The sequence below is a fragment of the Paenibacillus phyllosphaerae genome, assembly GCF_014192105.1.
GTDB lineage: Bacteria > Bacillota > Bacilli > Paenibacillales > Paenibacillaceae > Paenibacillus_Z > Paenibacillus_Z phyllosphaerae.
On record NZ_JACHXK010000013.1, the window covers coordinates 37,033 to 53,572 of the forward strand.

Consider the following 16,540-nt stretch of genomic DNA (forward strand, 5'->3'; position numbering starts at 1 on the left):
ATTGGTTTGCGTTCGCAATCGTAAGGTTGGGAATGCAGCATTGAGCGATGACAAAGCTCATTGGTTTGCGTTCGCAATCGTAAGGTTGGGAATGCAGCATTGAGCGACAACTATTAATAAGCGACGCGTCTTGCTCTTATATACCGTTTGGACCAAGAGCCGGAATTCATCGAGGATACGTGGACTCCGCCCGCTCCATAAGTATGGATCATGTTGCCGCCGCCGATATAGATTCCGACGTGACCGATCACGTTATCTGTTTTGAATCGGCCCGGAACGGAGAAGAATACGAGATCGCCCTTCTGAAGATTGGCGCGGCCCACGAAGATCCCCTGCGTCCCCTGATTACGGGATACACGATTCAAGCGGACACCGTACTTGCCGAACACGTATTGCGTAAAGCTGGAGCAATCGAACCGTCTGGTCTTGGAATACGGTCCCGCGCCGAACAGATACGGCACACCACGATATTTCATCGCCGTCTGGATAAGCGCGGCAATATCAATGTTCGGCAGGCCTGCGGCCAACGTCCGGATGCCGCCGTTGGTGCTTCCGGCTTGATTGAGCTTGCCTGGTCCCACATCCATGATGGAATCCTTCAGCGGATCATCAGGATCCTCGCCGAAGAATGGCGGTCCCTCCGGTGCGTCGCCGTCTTCTATATTGTCCATGGTAATGTCGTCGTCGGTCAACGCGCTCAGCTTCAGATCGGTGCCATCCTCCATATAACGGATGTCGCGTTCGAATAGATCGATCAGCGTGGACTCCGGCAAGTACACCTTCTCATCTTCAATCACCGGCGCTTCGGACAATAACAGCGTCTCGCCTTCGCGCTCCGCCTTATTCGAGCCGATCGTCAGCTTATAGAGCGGATCGATCCCGCCGATCCAGATTTCTTTGTTATCCTCGGAGATCGTCATCTGATACCCGATCACCTGCAGCAGCTCGCCGAGCGGAACGAGGATCCGGCCTTGGACGAGCCGGGTCGGAATCCGTGCTTCTTTATCCGTCACCTGCAGCATGCCGATACGCTTGACGTCTTTGCCATTAGCGCCATCCTTGGACTGCGCTTTCGTTGTTCCGCCTTTTGCCGATGTACTTGCCTTGTCAGCGGTCTGCCCGCTCTTCTCCGTGTTCTTCTGCCCTGTATCGTTGCTGTCCGCGGTTGCGCAAGCCGACAGCAGCAGGATGAGCATCATGAAGGAAAGTCCGACCGCAATCGTTCGTTTTGTACCTACCATGTTAAGGCACCCCTGTATCTGTGATGTGATTCGAAGATAGCATCACCAGCGGCACCAATCTTATGCGGCACGTTCAGCGTGCATAACGCTATTTAAAATGAAGCAACCGCCCTGATCGGCGGTTGTTCGTAAGCCCGTTAGATTACCAGCCTTTGCGCGCTCGCAGGCTGGTGATATGGGCAGCGTGATGGTTGCCATGCCACGCGTAAGTGCCCAGATTGTAATCGAGCGGAATCGTTCGCTGCGATTCGGGATGGTAGAAGCTCCGCTCGAAGTCCGCGTCGCTCATGGCATGAAGCAGATGGACCCAGCGCTCATGCAGCGCCTCGAGCAGATGCAGGGAAAGCTCGATCGGCGCCGTCGCCGTGTCGGCAAGCTCCGCCCAGCGCTTCTCGCTGTAAGGCTTCACCGTCGGCTTGTCCTCGGTAAGCGCAAGTTTGAACCGGATGAAGCTGTTCATATGGCTATCCGCCAGATGATGAACGACCTGCCGGACGGTCCATCCTCCGTCACGGTATGGCGTATCGAGCTGCGCTTCGCTCAAGCCCTCGATCGCAAGCCGAAGCTTGCCGGGCAGCTGCCCGATCTCCTTTATCCACAGCTCCCGCTGCCCAGCCGTAATCGGCCCTTCCTGCTCAAAATGCCCGATCGGAAATCGGTAATCTTCCATTACATATCCCCCTTTAGCGTTCGGATCGCAGCAGCTCGAACAGGTAATCGACGCCATGCATCGCGTACGTCTGCTGCACCGGCTCCCCGTCCTCGAGCACAACCAAACATGGCACGCTTGCAATCTGCCACTTCGTACGCAGCTGAACCGCATAATTAATGTTGATTTTGCGGATCGGAATGGACTTTCCCGCAGCTTCGACCACCTGCAGTATCCGCTCGGTGATCTTGCATGTGCCGCATAGCGGCGTCACGAACAGCAGCGCTTCGCGCTTCGTATCCCCGCCTGCCGCGCTTAGCCACTCTTTCTCCGTAATCTCCGTCAGTTCCTTCATGGTGCACGGCCCCTAATCGTAAAATATCTTCTTCTCTTAATGATACGCGATGTCGTAGTCGGAAACCTGCCCTTGATCGAATGAAATCACGAGCAGCGCTTCTTTCATGGAAAAGAAACCGGCGCCGCCTAAATAATAGGACAGCTGATGCTGGGGCTCCTTCACTTCTTGGCTTGGCGACCCGAGCAGTACGTGCACTTCCTCCGGCGAACGTCCCTTGAGCTTGTGGCGGTCCAGCATATGATCGACCATAACCATCCTGCTGCTCGGTTCGCTCGCCCACCGCTCAGCGTCAAAATGCGAGTTCAGCTCATTGCCGGTTATTTTGTACACGGAATAGGAGGTGACCAGCATACCGAATGCTAGCCCGCCTATAAGGAATGACCTGGCATAACGCGCAGCCTTCTTGTTCTTGTAATAGGTGACACTGCCCAGTACCCAGAGCCCAAGCGGAAGCAGTGTGATGACAATCGCCGGCGGCGTCAACGTCACGAATAGAAAGTCGACGGCGAGATTGATCAGCGTATAGACGCCGATATAGACGGCCAAGCCGAATAGATAGATGATCGGAATGAGGAAAGACCATCGGCGCATAGAAAAACCCCTTAAGCCTCGCTAGAACATGTTCTAGCCGCGGCGCTGCTCGTAATCCCGCTTCAGCTGACCGAAGATAACAGCGTCGACGAATTTCCCTTTCTCGTAGAAATAGTCTCGCAGCAGCCCTTCTTCCGCAAATCCGACCTTCTTCAGCAACTTGTGAGAGCTGATATTGGCCGGATCGATATAGGCGTTGATCCGGTTCAGCCCAAGCGACTCGAACCCGTAGGCGATAATAGCCGATGCGGCCTCCGTCATGATCCCTCGCTGCCAATATGCGGGCGCAAGCTCGTAGCCCAGCTCGGCCCGGTAGTGCTCCTTTTCCCATTGGTGGAAGCCGCAAGACCCGAGAAGCTGATCCTCCGCTCCTTTCAGCGTAATCCCCCAGCGGTAACCTTTGCCTTCCTCATAGCGTTGGTTGAACATCGCGATTAAGTCGGAGGCTTGCTTCACTTCGGTGAAACTCTCGAGATCATAGTATTGCGTCACTTCGTCCTTGGAAAAATAATCGAACATGGCCGGCGCATCCTCCTCGACCATCTTCCGCAGTACAAGGCGCTTCGTCTCTAAGCGCGGAAATGTTGGCATGGTGCATACTCCTCTCCCATTGATGTGTCGTACTATTTCGGTCAGCGTACTCCGCAGCGTATTGATTGTAGTTCACGATTGGGCATACGCTCGCTCATCGCCGTTTGCGTCTTGCCATTAGACGCGAATAGCCGAGCAACAGCAGACCCGCCAGAAGCAGCAGCGGAATGCTTATGAGCAGTCCCCTCAACCATAACGGTCGGAAGTCATCCTCTAGCGATACTTTATTCGTCGGCGTAGTTCCTGTCCCAAGCTGTTCGAGGTCTAGACTCGCTTGGCTGATCTCCGCACTGCGGCCGCAATTGATGACGTACAGCTCATCTTTTTTCGTATAGGGGTACAGCAAGTATTCTCGTCCCTGCTCGAATTCGAATTGGCAGCTGCTCCAAGTTGTCCGAACGATAACCTGCGAATCCGTAACGCCCTTCCAAGCTTGCGTGACTTCCAAAAGGACGACATCTTCGCCTTCGGACCGATCCTGTTTCATCTGGATGACTTTGCCCGTGAAGGCTGCCGAGCTCTCGTCGACAGCAGCTTGGGCATTAGGCGGTATACCGCAATCGCAGGCATAGATCCGCTCGCCCGGCCAAAGCGAAAGCACTGTACTCATCCCAAGCACCATAGCCAGCAACAACACTAACCGTCGGTAACGTCTAGTCATAGAACACCATATGGTCTTTCGTCTCCCGGTAATAGGCGAGCCGATCCTCGAGCGTACCGGTATGGAACTCGAACCGATGGCCGTCCGGATCGAGAAAATAAACCGACCTCCGGTCGCGTTCATCCCGCTCGCGTCCTGGGAGCACGCGAACCTTCAGCTCGTGCAGCCGCGCTACGGCTTCATCGAACTCCTCGTCTCGGACCGTGAACGCCATATGCGTGTACGTCGACGGCATTTCTTCACGAGGCACATCCTCTTGGTTGAGCGCAATCCATAGTCCCTGCAGATCAAAGTACGCCAGCTTGCGACCGGTGACGAGCAGCTTCGCCCCGAATACATCCCGATAGAAAGCGATCGACCGCTCCAGATCCGCTACCGAAAAACAAAGATGGTTGATGCCTTGAAGCTGCATGATTCACACTCCTCCTCGCAATCTTTGCCCCGCCTAACCATTCTTGGTTACAAACGTCTCCTTCTATCAAAAGGTTCCACGATCATCCATTCGCCATTAGCGCTTTTGCCTATACGAGCAACTCGAACTCCAACTCATGCTCGATTGGAATGCCGCCATGTCCGATGAGCGGAATTTGCGGCTTCATCCGTCTTGCCTCATGAACCGCCCCCGGGTACAACGCCTTCATCGTATAGCCGCGGCGCTGATAGAACCGCATGGCAGGCACATTGTCGTTCGTCGTAATGAACCAGATCCGCTTAATCCCCGTCGCTGCGGCGAACGTCTGCAGGTGGGTAAGCAGCAGGCTGCCGAAGCCTTGCCCTTCCTCCAGACTGTCGAGCGAGACCATCTCGAGCTCGTCCACCACGATCTCGTACGTCAATAACGCCGCAAGTTGTCCATGCTCATCCAGTACGACAAAACCCGGAAGCTTGTTCATCTCGTGCTGCTTGCCGCGCGTCACCATCACCGATGATCCCCAATGCCTAGTAATGATAGCCGTTACTTCGTCGCGATCGCCATCTTCAATTGCCCTTACAACAATCGGATGCCTCTGATTCATTACCATCACCTCGCTTAGGTGTGTCTATCTTGTAATTCTCCTTCGCGAGACCTTTTTCCTGTTTTACCCATTTAAGTGGTATGCAGAATTCGTCTACTTCTTCGAACAGAGACGAGATACGTAATAAAAACACCCTCCCCCTGCCGCCGGCAGGAAGAAGGTGCTTGGCTGTTCGAACGGGTTGCTTCACTACTACTGCCCAACAGATTGCTTCATTACTATCGTTCATCTAGTTGCTTCACTCATCATTGCTTCATTAATAGACTTCGACCTCGAACAAAGACGGACCGTACGGAGGCAAACCTTTGTCGCTCAAGTAAAGACGGATGTAGCGCCCCTCAGCAGCTGCATCGCCCAACTCGACCGTCTCCGCGTAGCTGCCCGTGAAAGTAAGCTCGCGGCTTAACGTCTCCACCGTCTGCCAACTGCTCTCATCTTCCAGGTTCGCGCCTTCGCCAGCGGCCTGAACGAGAACGGACTTGGCATAGGCCGTCTCCCAGACCAGCTTCAGCTGCGTGATCGATTGCTCACTGCCGAGGTCAATGACAATCCACTCCGGCGAAGTCGATTCGGCGCTCCAATCCGCTTCCCAACGCGTGCCCGCATCGCCGTCTACGAGGGATCCGGCCGTTGTAGGCGCTTTGGCACTAGAGGCAGTGACCGTTGCACCCAACGCCAGATTGGTATCCGCCGCCGTCACGCTCTGGCTCACCTCTGCCAACCGATACCCCGTTGCAGCAACCGAGATGGCATAACTTCCGGCCGCCTGGAAGGCAGACGCCTTGATCGTCAACTTGCCGGAAGCAACCGTATACTCCTCCGCTGCAAGCGCCGTGCCATTCACGGAGACCGCGGTAACTGCGCTTTCCCAGCTGCCATCCGCACCGAAGGTAAGCTCGATGTCTTGCCCGACTTTGTTCAAGGACGTATCTGCCGTAACCACGGGCGGAGCGGCTAGTTCAGGTTGCTCCGGCTCAGGCTCGACTTCGCCGCCCACCGGTGTCCCGTACGCTTCCAGTTCCCAAAGCGAATAGCCATACTGCGTGCCTCTTACCGTGCCATACGCCCGGATGTGGCGTGCTTCCGTTCCGCCGAGAACAATCGTGTCGGTGCCGCCATTACCATTGGCTTCAGTGAACACGTCGACCCAATCGCCCTCGCCAGGGGAAGCGGATGTTGCCGCCTGAACCTTGTAGCCTTTGCCGTAAGCGCCCTCCCACTTCAGCACGACAGCGTCCAGCTTATAGACGGCGCCAAGATCAACCGCGATCCACTGCGGGTCAGCCGTTGCCGACTCCCATCGTGTGCTCGCATTGCCATCAATCGCCAGATTTGCCGGCTGCGGCTGAGTGGAAGCAGAAGCCGTTGCGCCAATCGCCACGTTCGGTGCCGCTGTCTTCACTTCCTGCACCACGACCGCAGAGCCATAGTTGGCGGCTTGCACGGCAATGGTGTAATTGTTCATGGCCGGGAACAAGTCCGCAGCAAGGTGAATCTTACCCGCTTCGATCGTCATTTTGTCCGCTGGCACCGCTGCTGCGTTGATGGTTACGGATGTGATCGCTTCGCGCCACACGCTGTCATCGGCGAACGTTATGTCGATCGCTTCGCCGACCTTGTTATCCGAAACATCGGCAGTTAATGCCGGCCCCGTCTTCACTTCCTTCAGCACTACATCGTCGATCGTAATCAGATGCGGGCCATCGGGGGTGGCCGCTGCGCCGCTTACTACGTTACCCAGCAAATATTTCAGCGTCAGCGTCGATGCTGCGCCCGGCTTGATCGTCGACGTGTAGACGGCCGACGCGTCATCCGTAATGTTGAACGCCTGTTGCTGGTTGTTGTTCACGCCGCTAAATTCCACCAGTATCGGACGATCGACCTGCGACCAAGCGCGGAAGCTCAGCTCATACGTCTTGCCCGCTTCGAGCTTGATGTTCTCTTGCATCAGCTGGGTCGACCAGCTAATCGGAATGTTCCACTCCGGATGAATGCCGCCATGATAGTTGATCTGTACGTTGGCTGCGCCGTTCTCCACGCTGAAGGACGAGTAGTCCGGCATTTCGTTCCACAACGACCATCCGCTATCGCCCGATGAAAAATGGCCGTTCTTCAGCAGATTGCCGTCGCTCGTCAGCAGCGATTGCACGACTATCGTATCCCCATAGCCATCCGCCTTCACTGTAATCGTCTGCGCGCCTTCCGCCGTGAATACGTCGCCGCTCAGCACAATCGCGCCCGCTTCCACCGTATATTTGCTTGCCGCAAGCGTCGTATCCCCGACCTTAACCGCCGAGATCGTCTGACGCCAAGCCTCATTATCGGTGAAAGTAATGGCGATCGGCTGACCGACCTTATTGTCGGTCGTATCCGCGATCAGCTGCGGCGGACGCTTCACCGGCGCATCCTTCACTTGCAACACCATGTTGCGGAACTGCACCTCATGCGCGCCAGCCGGACTTTGCGCCGTTTTGCCGAGCAGCAGCTTCAAGGCGAGATTATCGTCGGCGGTCAGTTTGACCGTATAATCGAACTTCGTCCACTCGCTGCCGATGGCAATCGAGCCGGAGTCGAATCGCCGCGTGTATGACGCATTCTCCAGCGTCGCTTGCATGTCGCGGTCAACGCTCGAGAGCGCCTCGAAGGAGAGTTCGTACGTGAAGCCTTTTTTCAACTGCAGCCCCGACTGATTGAACATGACGTTCCACGCCTCGGTGCCGACATTCGTGATCGCGACCTTCGCTACGCCGTCCGCCGCGTTGAAGCCGGCTTGCGCCCCTTGAGTGAACGGCTCCCAGCCGGACAGCCCTGCCGAGAAATCGCCATTGACGAGCGGGAACAGATTGATGCCGCCGTAATCGATATTGTTATTCGTCGTCCGCACCAGCTTCACGTTGTCGATCGTGACATCGGCGTTGCTGCCGCCCAGATCGAAGACCAGCTGCCCTTCGAGATCCGTCACGCCGGCCGGCATCGTGAAGGTGAGCTTCTGCTCGCTTGAAGACGTACCGATGGCAAAATCATTCCGGGACGCGTAAACGTTCTCGCCGTCCTTGCTGATCACTCGTACGCCAACCGCGCGCGCCGCCTCGGCTTTCGCTTGGAAGGTCAGCTCATACGTATCGGTCTGAAGCAGATTCATCCCCTTCTGCACGAGCGTAACCGCCTCAGGCGCTGTACCGCCATTCGTGATAACTGTCTCCAGCTGTCTGCGTTCGGCGTCGACGCTGGCAGTTGCAACTGTCCCCTCGCTAACGTTGAAGTTCCAGTATTTCATCCGGTCCATCGTACCGAGATCGAACGTTCCGTTATATACGTGGTTGCCATTCTCGAGCGGCTGCTTGGCACCATTCGGGTCCTCCAACAACTCCGTCTCCTCCACCCGCACATTGCCGATCCATACCGCGTTGGCGTTCAAACCTAAGTTGTATTCGAGGCGCGCCGTGGGATCCGTGTCGCTTGCCATCTGGAAGCGGTATTCGTAGTGCTTCACTTCCGTGGTCAGCGCCACGTCGAACTGGTCGGAATACGAGCCCCAGCCGTTGTCGCCGTCTCCGCCGAATTTGACGGCCATGTTCCGGCTTGCCGCCGCCTTCGCATCGAAGCTCAGCTTGTAGACGCGCCCTTTGGCCAGCGGCACGTGCTGGATCAACTGAATCGAGTACGCCTGATCCCCCGGCTGCGTAATACCGACTTTCGCGAACGTGTCGTCTCCGATCACTTCCTTGCCCGCCGTACCCGTCCCATTAAAACCATTCAGGAAGTACCAGCCTTCGCTGTCGATGGCGTCGGGATCTATGCTGTTCTTGAACGGCTTGGCGTAATCCGCGTCATAGATATAACTGCCGTCCACTGCCGGCTTAGCGCCCGCCGGAATCGGATCTTTGTCCATGGATGGCTCGACCGGCGTACGGTACGGCTTGCCTTCCAGCTCGTAAGCCCGGACGTAGTCCACCTCCATCTTCGCCGGCAGCTTGCTGTCCGGCGGGATGAGCCCTCCGTCGAAGTTGCCGCCGACCGCCAGATTCAGGATCATGTAGAATTCTTTATCGAACGGGGCAGGGAACGCATATTTGTCCGGTTGTCCTGCGCCCTGGCTGTTCCAGTTGTTCATGGTGTTGAACAGCTTGCCGTCGACGTACCAGCGGATCTCGCCCGGCTCCCATTCGACGCCGTAGGTGTGGAACCCCGTGATCGATTCGCCTTCCGGAAAATCGTACGAACCGCCATCCGCCTTGTTATTCGGCCATGTCTTCCCATAGTGGAGCGTACCTGCCACCTCTTCCGGCAGACGGCCGCGCGCTTCCATGATGTCGAGCTCGCCCGACGAAGCCCAGGCGCCATACTCGCTGTCCTTCGGCATCATCCAGAATGCCGGCCATATGCCTTGGCCATCCGGAAGCTTCATCCGCGCTTCGAATTTGCCGTACGTCTTGCTGAAGGTCGGTGAGGTCCACAGCCTGCCGGACGTATACGGCTTGCCATTCACCGTCTGCTTCTTGGCCGTGATGACCAGGTGGCCATCCTTCACTTCAATATTATCCTTCTGATAATACTGCTGCTCGTTATTGCCCCAGCCATCGAGTCCGTATTCGGCTCCGGTGCCGTTCTGATATCCCCATTTCGACAGATCGACACCATTCGTATCGAAGTTGGCCCCAGTGCCGCCGTCGAACTCATCGTTCCAGATCAGCTCCCAATTGCCGAGTTGCTGCGTTACCGATGCATCCGTATAGCCTGCAGCCTGGACCGTGATCGTATGGCTGCCTTCTTGCGAAACTGCAGCCGTCTTGATCGTGATCGCTCCTGCCGCGACGGTGTAGTCCTCTCCCGCCGTGAGCTCCGTTGCGCCGACCGTTACCTTGCTGATCTTGCTCCGCCAATCGGCGTTATCGGTGAATGTCAGCGTGATATCGCTGCCCAGCATATTATCTGTCGTATCTGCCGTAAGCGCCGGAGCCGTCTCGATACCTGGCGGATTGCTTACCGTCTGGAGAATCGCCGCATCCGTGTAACCTGTTGCTTTGACCTCAATCACGTAACTGCCTGCTTGCGCAAAAACGGCTGCCCTAATCACGATTTGCCCCGCGGAGATCGTATAATCCGTACCTACCGTCAGTGCTTCCGAGTTGATGGCCACGCTTGTAATCTTGCTCTGCCATCCTTCGTTATCGGTGAACGTTACCGTGATGTCGCGGCCGATCGTATTATCCGTCGTATCCGCCACAAGCGCCGGCGCGAACCGCAGCTGAACCTGCTGCGTCACCGTAGCATCCGTATAACCCGAAGCCTTGACCGTGATCGCATAACTGCCAGCTGCAGCGAAAGCAGCAGCCTTGATCGTGATCTGCCCCTCGGCAACGGTGTAGTCCGTTCCGGCCGTCAGCTCGCTTGCGCCGACCGTCACGCTTTTGACCTTGCCCCGCCAGGCCGCGTTATCGGTGAACGTCAGCGTAATATCGTTGCCGACTTTGTTATCCGTCGTATCGGCTGCAAGCGAAGGAGCTGTCTTCGTGCTCGGCGTCGTCGTTCCACCGCCCCCGCCGCCTCCGCCAGTGCCGGGAGTTCCGCTATTGCCAGGATTGCCGCCAGTACCATCGGTTCCGCCGCCTGCCGGAGGTTTTTTCACCTGTCCCTTCTCTACCTCATGCGAGCTGCCTTTATCGATTGCCTTGTCATTCAGCTTCGTATCCCCCGCCTCGGTCTTCAGTTCACCGGCCGTACCATTGATGTCCAGCTCGGTGCCGTCCGCCGTTTCGTCTACAAACAAATGATCCACTTTGGCGCCGGAGCCGATCTCGATATTCGCGCCGCTCTCAACCTCTATGTCACCGACTTCCGAATCTCCTTCGAGCACCACGCGCACCGGAGCATCCGGCTTGTCGACGACGATCCGCTCAATGTTCGAATCGTTCACGTGGATGGAGTTCACGCCGCCTCCGCTGACGTACAGCGTCCCTTTGACCGTGACGCCGTCAAGCGTGACATCGCCTTCGCCAACGCCTGGCGTGATGAGCACGTTGCGGTCGATCGTACCGTCCTTAAGCGTCACGTCCGGGCTGCTGATCAGGAAGCTGCCTGCCGTCTGCACCTGATTACGCGTTCCCGGCGAATTCACGATCTCGCCGGCTAGACGATCGAGCAGGACGATGGCCTCGGCGCGGGAGATCGGCGCAAGCGGCCGGATCGTCTGGTCCGCGAAACCCTTCATATAGCCGCCGCTTACTAGGCGGGCCATTGCATCCTTGGCGAATGCGCCGATCTGCGAGGCATCCCGGAAACTTGCGAGCACGCCCGCATCCGCGCCCGGCAGCTGGAACAAGCCAGCCGCCATCTTCGCCGCTTCCTGTCTCGTCACGGCCGCTTCCGGCTTGAACAGCTCGCCCGGATAGCCGGATATATAGCCGGCTGCCTCGGCAACCGCCACCGTATCGGCGTACCACTTGCCCGCCTCCACATCCTTGAAGCTTGCCGGGCCCTTCGTCTTGAATCCGAACAGCGTGTTGAGCAGCTTCGCGAACTCCGCACGGCTGATGCTGTCGCCCGGCCGGAATTGCCCGTTGCTGCCGCTCGCGAGCCCAAGCGAGGCCCATTTCGTAATTTGCGCTTCGCTCCAATTGCCATGAATATCGCTGAAAGTCTGACCCGTGCCAGCTGCCGCCGCAGCAGGCGCATTTCCTTCGCTGCCAGCGTCCGTCGCCGCCCAGCCGGTGCTGACGGAACTCGTCATTAATGCAGCGCTCAGCAGAACGGCTGACAGCTGCCGCCGTTTCCTGGAAGTTCTTTTTGCCACGTCCAATCGCTCCTTCGATCCCTATCGTAAGTTGGTTGGTTCACTTGCGACACATTGTATCCGCTTACATATATGAGGCCGAAGAGCCGGCCGCGAAGCCGGATTCGTGCTCTCACTTCCATTAAGGTGCAAAAAAGGAACGCCACATGCCAATTCCTGCAGCGTTCCTTCTCGGATGTCTTGTTGCTCATGATGTCACTTCATTACCTTGCGCTCGTTGAATGCTGTATTCCCAATCACCTTTATGGTCGGTGAATGCTGTATTCCCAATCTCCCGATTGGGGATACAAACCAATCACCTTTTTGGTCGGTGAATGCTGTATTCCCAATCTCCCGATTGGGGATACAAACCAATCACCTTTTTGGTCGGTGAATGCTGTATGTCCCGTCTTTGTTCGAAGAAGCTGACGAATGCTGCATATCCCGTCTTCCGACGTGATACGCAAACCAATCGTCCTAACACAAACCAATCGTCTTTATGGTCGGTGAATGCTGTATTCCCAATCTCCCGATTGGGAATACATACCAATCACCTTTACTGACCTGATGCCGATTTGAACCAGTCGTTAACCTCTTGCGTAATTTGGTCGCCGCCGGACTTCTTCCAGTTTTCGACCATTTTGTCGAACTCGTCGATCGGCGATTGGCCGTAGATGATCTTCGAGTAGGTCTGGTTAACCAGCTTGTTGAGCAACTCGTTCTTCTGCTTCATCGTCTCGGTCAGCGGGCCTTGGAAGTAGTTCTTCATCCGGATATCCTTCTGGTCGAGCACGATCTTCATCGCTTCGACGTTCTCCGGTTTACGCACGGCTGCCGTCTGCTTCTCGTACGGCGTCTCCGGCGTGCCGCCATTCGCGATCTTGATCATCGTGTCGGCATAGAGCGAAGGAATACGCGCGCCCTCGAATGTGAGCGAGTAGTAGATCGGTTCAACCAAGTGCGTGCGGTCCGCATAGTCCGGGAATAGGTCCGGATATTTCGCCGGGTCCTTCGTGATCGTGCCGTCCGGCAGCTTCGCCCAGTCGTAGCCTTCGGCAAAGCCGTTCTCGAATTCGCTGCCCGGCTGCGGGTTCGCCCAGTTCTCGAAGAAGAAGTTGTAGTAACGGATGAGCGCCTCCGGATTCTTCGCGTCCTTGTTGATCAGCATCCAGCCGTTAACCGACGGGTTGCCGCTCTGCGCGCCGATCTTGCCGTCCGCGCCTGTCGGCAGCGGGTAGCCTTTGTACTTCGACCCTGGCACGTTGTTCAGCAGATCGCCGAACGGCCAGTCCGGCAGCCAGTTGCGGCCGACGATCGCGCCGGCTTGCCCTTTGGTGAACAGCTCGGAGCCGGATACTTCGTCCTTGAGGCCCGAGTCTTTGGAGATATAGCCTTTATCCATCCAATCCTTCAGCTGCGTCAAAGCTTGCTTGGCCGCCGGGTCGACCGAACCGTACGTCAGCGTACCGTCCGCCCCTTTGTTCCATTGCCCAGGCAGCGTGCCGTACGTGCCGAACAGCCAGCTGATATCGCTCATCCAGCCGAGGTACGTGTTCTTGAAGCCGGTCGCAAGGCCGAGCGTATCCTTCTTGCCGTTGCCGTCCGGATCTTGGTTGACGAACGCGTCCATGATCTTCTCGAAATCGGCCACCGTCTTCGGCGCCTGCAGGCCGAGTTTATCCATCCAGTCCTGGCGCAGCCACAGCAGCATGTCGTCGTTATACGCGTAATCGAGCACCGGCAGCGCCATCCGCTTGCCGTCGCGGGTTACCGGCAGCCATGTATCTTGGTTAAGCGCGACGCCCGCTTTGTACGTCTCGCCGGCATACTTGTCGAACAGCTCGCCGACGTCCATGAATTGGCCGGAGTCGATCAGCATGTTGACCGTCTCCATATCGCCGCGGTAGGTGATGATATCCGGCATTTTTTCGCCCGAGGAGAGCATGAGGCGCAGCTTCGTCTTGTACGCATCGTTCGTGTCCGTGACGACCCAATCGTACTTCACGTCAATGCCGAGCTTCTCCTTCATGTACTTCTGGAGCACGTTGTTCTCCATCGTCTCGCCGTTCTTGAAGTAGTAGTTCGTGCCGACGCCCTTAACGGTCGACAGCGTAATCGTCTCCGCATATTTGGTGCCGTCCCAGCCCGTCTCGTCGACGTTGCTCGCCGGCGTGCTGTCCGTATTCGTCGTGCCGGTGTTCGTATTCGTGCTCGCTTCGTTGTTCGCCCCGTTATTGGCCGGCGCGTTATTGTTGTCGCCTCCCGAGCAAGCCGCAAGGCTGAGCGACAGAATGGCGACAAGCGAAGCGCTGAGCAGTCTCGTTCCCGTGATCCGCATGAATGAGTTCCCCCTGTATCTTAAATGTGAGCGCTGTCAATCGCTCTAGTGAACACTATAAATCTTAGAAGCCTTCCCACGAAATACCACGATTTCGAGGGCGATGCTAATTATTTGTTCAAATACAAGCGTTTATAAGTTTCACGGTTAAAACCATCTTGTATTTCTCCGGAATGAAACGCGCCCGCGCCATGAGAGACGGCGTCAACCGTTTCACCTTGTTTCTGTTCTACTCTTTCACCGCGCCAAGCACAATGCCTTTGACGAAAAACCGCTGCAAATACGGATACACGAGCAGCACCGGCAAGATCCCGATGAAGATCTGCGCGGCCTTCACCGTCCGCTGCGAAATGTTCTTCAGCTCGTTCACGTCCGGATTCAGCTTGCTGAAGTCCTGGGTGACGATGATCGTCTGCAGGAACGTGGCGAGCGGATAATTGCGGTAGTCGTTAATATAGAGCAGGCCGTCGAACCACGCATTCCAGTTGCCGACGATCGAGAAGAGCGACAAGGTGGCGATAGCGGGCAGGGCCAGCGGCAGGTACACCTTGAACAGAATCGTGAAGTGGCCCGCGCCGTCGATGAGGGCGGCTTCTTCCAGCTCCTTCGGCGTGGCTTTGAAAAAGTTCATGAGCAGAATCATGTTGAACACCTGCACCGCCCCCGGCAGCACGAGCGCCCAGATCGTATCCATCATGTGCAAGTTGCGGATGAGGATGTACGTCGGAATGACGCCGCCGTTGAACAGCATCGTGAAGACGAAGAACCACGCATAGACGCTGCGGCTGCGAAGCGCGGAGCTGTCCTTCGAGAGCGCATAACCCGCCAGCGTAATGACGCTCATCGTGATGAAGGTGCCGAGCGCCGTCCGTTCGATCGCGATGAGGAACGCCCGCAGGAAGTTCGGGTTGTTCATCGTCTTCGTGTACGATTCGACGTTGAAGTCCACCGGCCATAGGCCCACCAGATGGGCGTTGGCCGGCGCGCTCGCGCTGAAGCTGACGGCTAGAATGTGAATGATCGGCAGTACGCAGAGCGTACCCGCCAGCAGCAGCACCAGATAGTTGAATACCGTAAACGTTCTATATCCCGTAGATTTGTAGTACATGCCCCGCACCCCTTAAAAGATTTTGTAGTCTGCCAGCTTATACGCAATCCGATAGCCGATTACGATGAGCACGAATCCGACGACCGATTTGAAAATCCCGACCGCGGTGCCGAAGCTGTACTGGCCGTTCAGAATGCCGGTGCGGTACACGAACGTGTCGATGATATCCCCTTTCTCGTACACAAGCGGATTGTACAGGTTGAAGATCTGGTCGAAGTCCGCGTTCAGAATGTTGCCCATCGCCAGCGTCCCGACCACGATCACGATCGGAATGAGCGACGGTATCGTCACATGAATCGTCTGCTGCCATCTCGTTGCGCCGTCGACCTCGGCCGCCTCGTACAAGGACGGGTTAACGCCCGCGAGCGCCGCCAGATAGACGATCGTGCCGAAGCCGAACTGCTGCCAGACGTCGCTGAGCACGACGGTGAACCGGAACCAATTGCCTTCGCCGAGGAACAGGATCGGTTCGATCCCGAACCAGCTGTTCAAGAGGCTGTTCACGATGCCGTCCGACGCGAGCATGTCGGTCAGAATGCCACCCAAGAAGACCCACGAGATGAAGTAGGGCAAGTACACCAGCGTCTGCACGGTCCGCTTGACCGAACTGCGGCGCACTTCGTTGAGCAGCAGCGCGAAGATGAATGGCACCGCGATGTTGAACATGATTTTGAGCCCGGCGATCAGCGCCGTGTTGATGATGACCTGCTTGCTGTCCGGATATTCGAACATGAAGCGGAAGTGCTCAAGGCCCACCCAGGCCGATCCCCAGATCCCGTCATAAGGCTTGAAGTCCTTGAAGGCGATCACGAGGCCCCCCAGCGGCAAATAGCCGAAGATTAGCTGCAGAATAACCGCCGGAAGCAGCATCAGGTGCAGCGGCCACGTTCGCCTCAGGAACCCTTTCATCCTGGCCTGTCCGCTTTGTATGCCCGGCGCCCGGAGCGCCTTCGTCGTTGTCTGCATCCCTTAATCCACTCCACCCTCTTTACGCTCGGATTGACAGCTGCGCTATCATCCTGCAATAGTAAGTATAGCAACGGCCAATTTTATCCGTCTGTGCCAAAGATTTTGGAACGAGACCACAAATTTTGTTTTCTGCGAGTCATTGCGTGTTCAAAAAGACGACAATTCAGCGCCGAGAAGGTTACGTGAAGGCGAAGAAGGAGGAGCTTAAGTTTAGGCAAACCTAAATGAGCACCAGACTTCAAGGCT

12 protein-coding genes are annotated in these 16,540 nt (G+C 56.6%); all 12 read right to left on the reverse strand.

Going from position 1 to position 16,540, the window contains the following annotated elements; translation table 11 throughout:
- Nucleotides 1-113: 113 nt before the first annotated feature.
- The gene (locus FHS18_RS22735; protein WP_183602675.1) at nt 114-1,241 is read right to left on the reverse strand and encodes a C40 family peptidase; all 1,128 of its coding nucleotides are present in this window, start codon (nt 1,239-1,241) and stop codon (nt 114-116) included.
- A 142-nt stretch (nt 1,242-1,383) separates the two neighbouring features.
- A complete protein-coding gene (locus tag FHS18_RS22740) occupies nt 1,384-1,911 on the reverse strand; it encodes a YfiT family bacillithiol transferase (protein ID WP_183602676.1) in 528 nt (175 codons plus the stop codon).
- A gap of 13 nt (nt 1,912-1,924) precedes the next feature.
- Nucleotides 1,925-2,245 carry a thioredoxin family protein gene (locus tag FHS18_RS22745; protein WP_183602677.1) on the reverse strand — a complete coding sequence of 107 codons (321 nt, stop codon included), beginning with the start codon at nt 2,243-2,245 and terminating at the stop codon, nt 1,925-1,927.
- 36 nt (nt 2,246-2,281) lie between these two features.
- Nucleotides 2,282-2,839, reverse strand: coding sequence for a hypothetical protein (locus FHS18_RS22750; protein ID WP_183602678.1), 558 nt, complete (start codon nt 2,837-2,839; stop codon nt 2,282-2,284).
- 33 nt (nt 2,840-2,872) lie between these two features.
- Complete coding sequence (locus FHS18_RS22755; RefSeq protein WP_183602679.1) at nt 2,873-3,430, reverse strand: GNAT family N-acetyltransferase; 558 nt, start codon at nt 3,428-3,430, stop codon at nt 2,873-2,875.
- Between the two features lie 94 nt (nt 3,431-3,524).
- On the reverse strand, nt 3,525-4,040 hold the full coding sequence (locus FHS18_RS22760; protein ID WP_183602680.1) for a hypothetical protein: 516 nt from the start codon (nt 4,038-4,040) through the stop codon (nt 3,525-3,527).
- Nucleotides 4,041-4,083: 43 nt separating this feature from the next.
- Nucleotides 4,084-4,503 (reverse strand): metallothiol transferase FosB, encoded by a 420-nt coding sequence (gene fosB / locus FHS18_RS22765; RefSeq protein WP_183602681.1) that lies wholly within the window; start codon nt 4,501-4,503, stop codon nt 4,084-4,086.
- 109 nt (nt 4,504-4,612) lie between these two features.
- The gene (locus FHS18_RS22770) at nt 4,613-5,107 is read right to left on the reverse strand and encodes a GNAT family N-acetyltransferase (RefSeq protein WP_183602682.1); all 495 of its coding nucleotides are present in this window, start codon (nt 5,105-5,107) and stop codon (nt 4,613-4,615) included.
- Nucleotides 5,108-5,363: 256 nt separating this feature from the next.
- Complete coding sequence (locus FHS18_RS22775) at nt 5,364-11,900, reverse strand: hemoblobin-interacting domain-containing protein (RefSeq protein ID WP_343060635.1); 6,537 nt, start codon at nt 11,898-11,900, stop codon at nt 5,364-5,366.
- A 535-nt stretch (nt 11,901-12,435) separates the two neighbouring features.
- The gene (locus tag FHS18_RS22780; protein WP_183602683.1) at nt 12,436-14,217 is read right to left on the reverse strand and encodes an extracellular solute-binding protein; all 1,782 of its coding nucleotides are present in this window, start codon (nt 14,215-14,217) and stop codon (nt 12,436-12,438) included.
- A gap of 229 nt (nt 14,218-14,446) precedes the next feature.
- Nucleotides 14,447-15,325 carry a carbohydrate ABC transporter permease gene (locus tag FHS18_RS22785; RefSeq protein ID WP_183602684.1) on the reverse strand — a complete coding sequence of 293 codons (879 nt, stop codon included), beginning with the start codon at nt 15,323-15,325 and terminating at the stop codon, nt 14,447-14,449.
- Between the two features lie 12 nt (nt 15,326-15,337).
- Entirely contained in the window at nt 15,338-16,234 is an 897-nt protein-coding gene (locus FHS18_RS22790; RefSeq protein WP_183602800.1) for an ABC transporter permease, read from the reverse strand.
- Between the last annotated feature and the right edge of the window lie 306 nt (nt 16,235-16,540).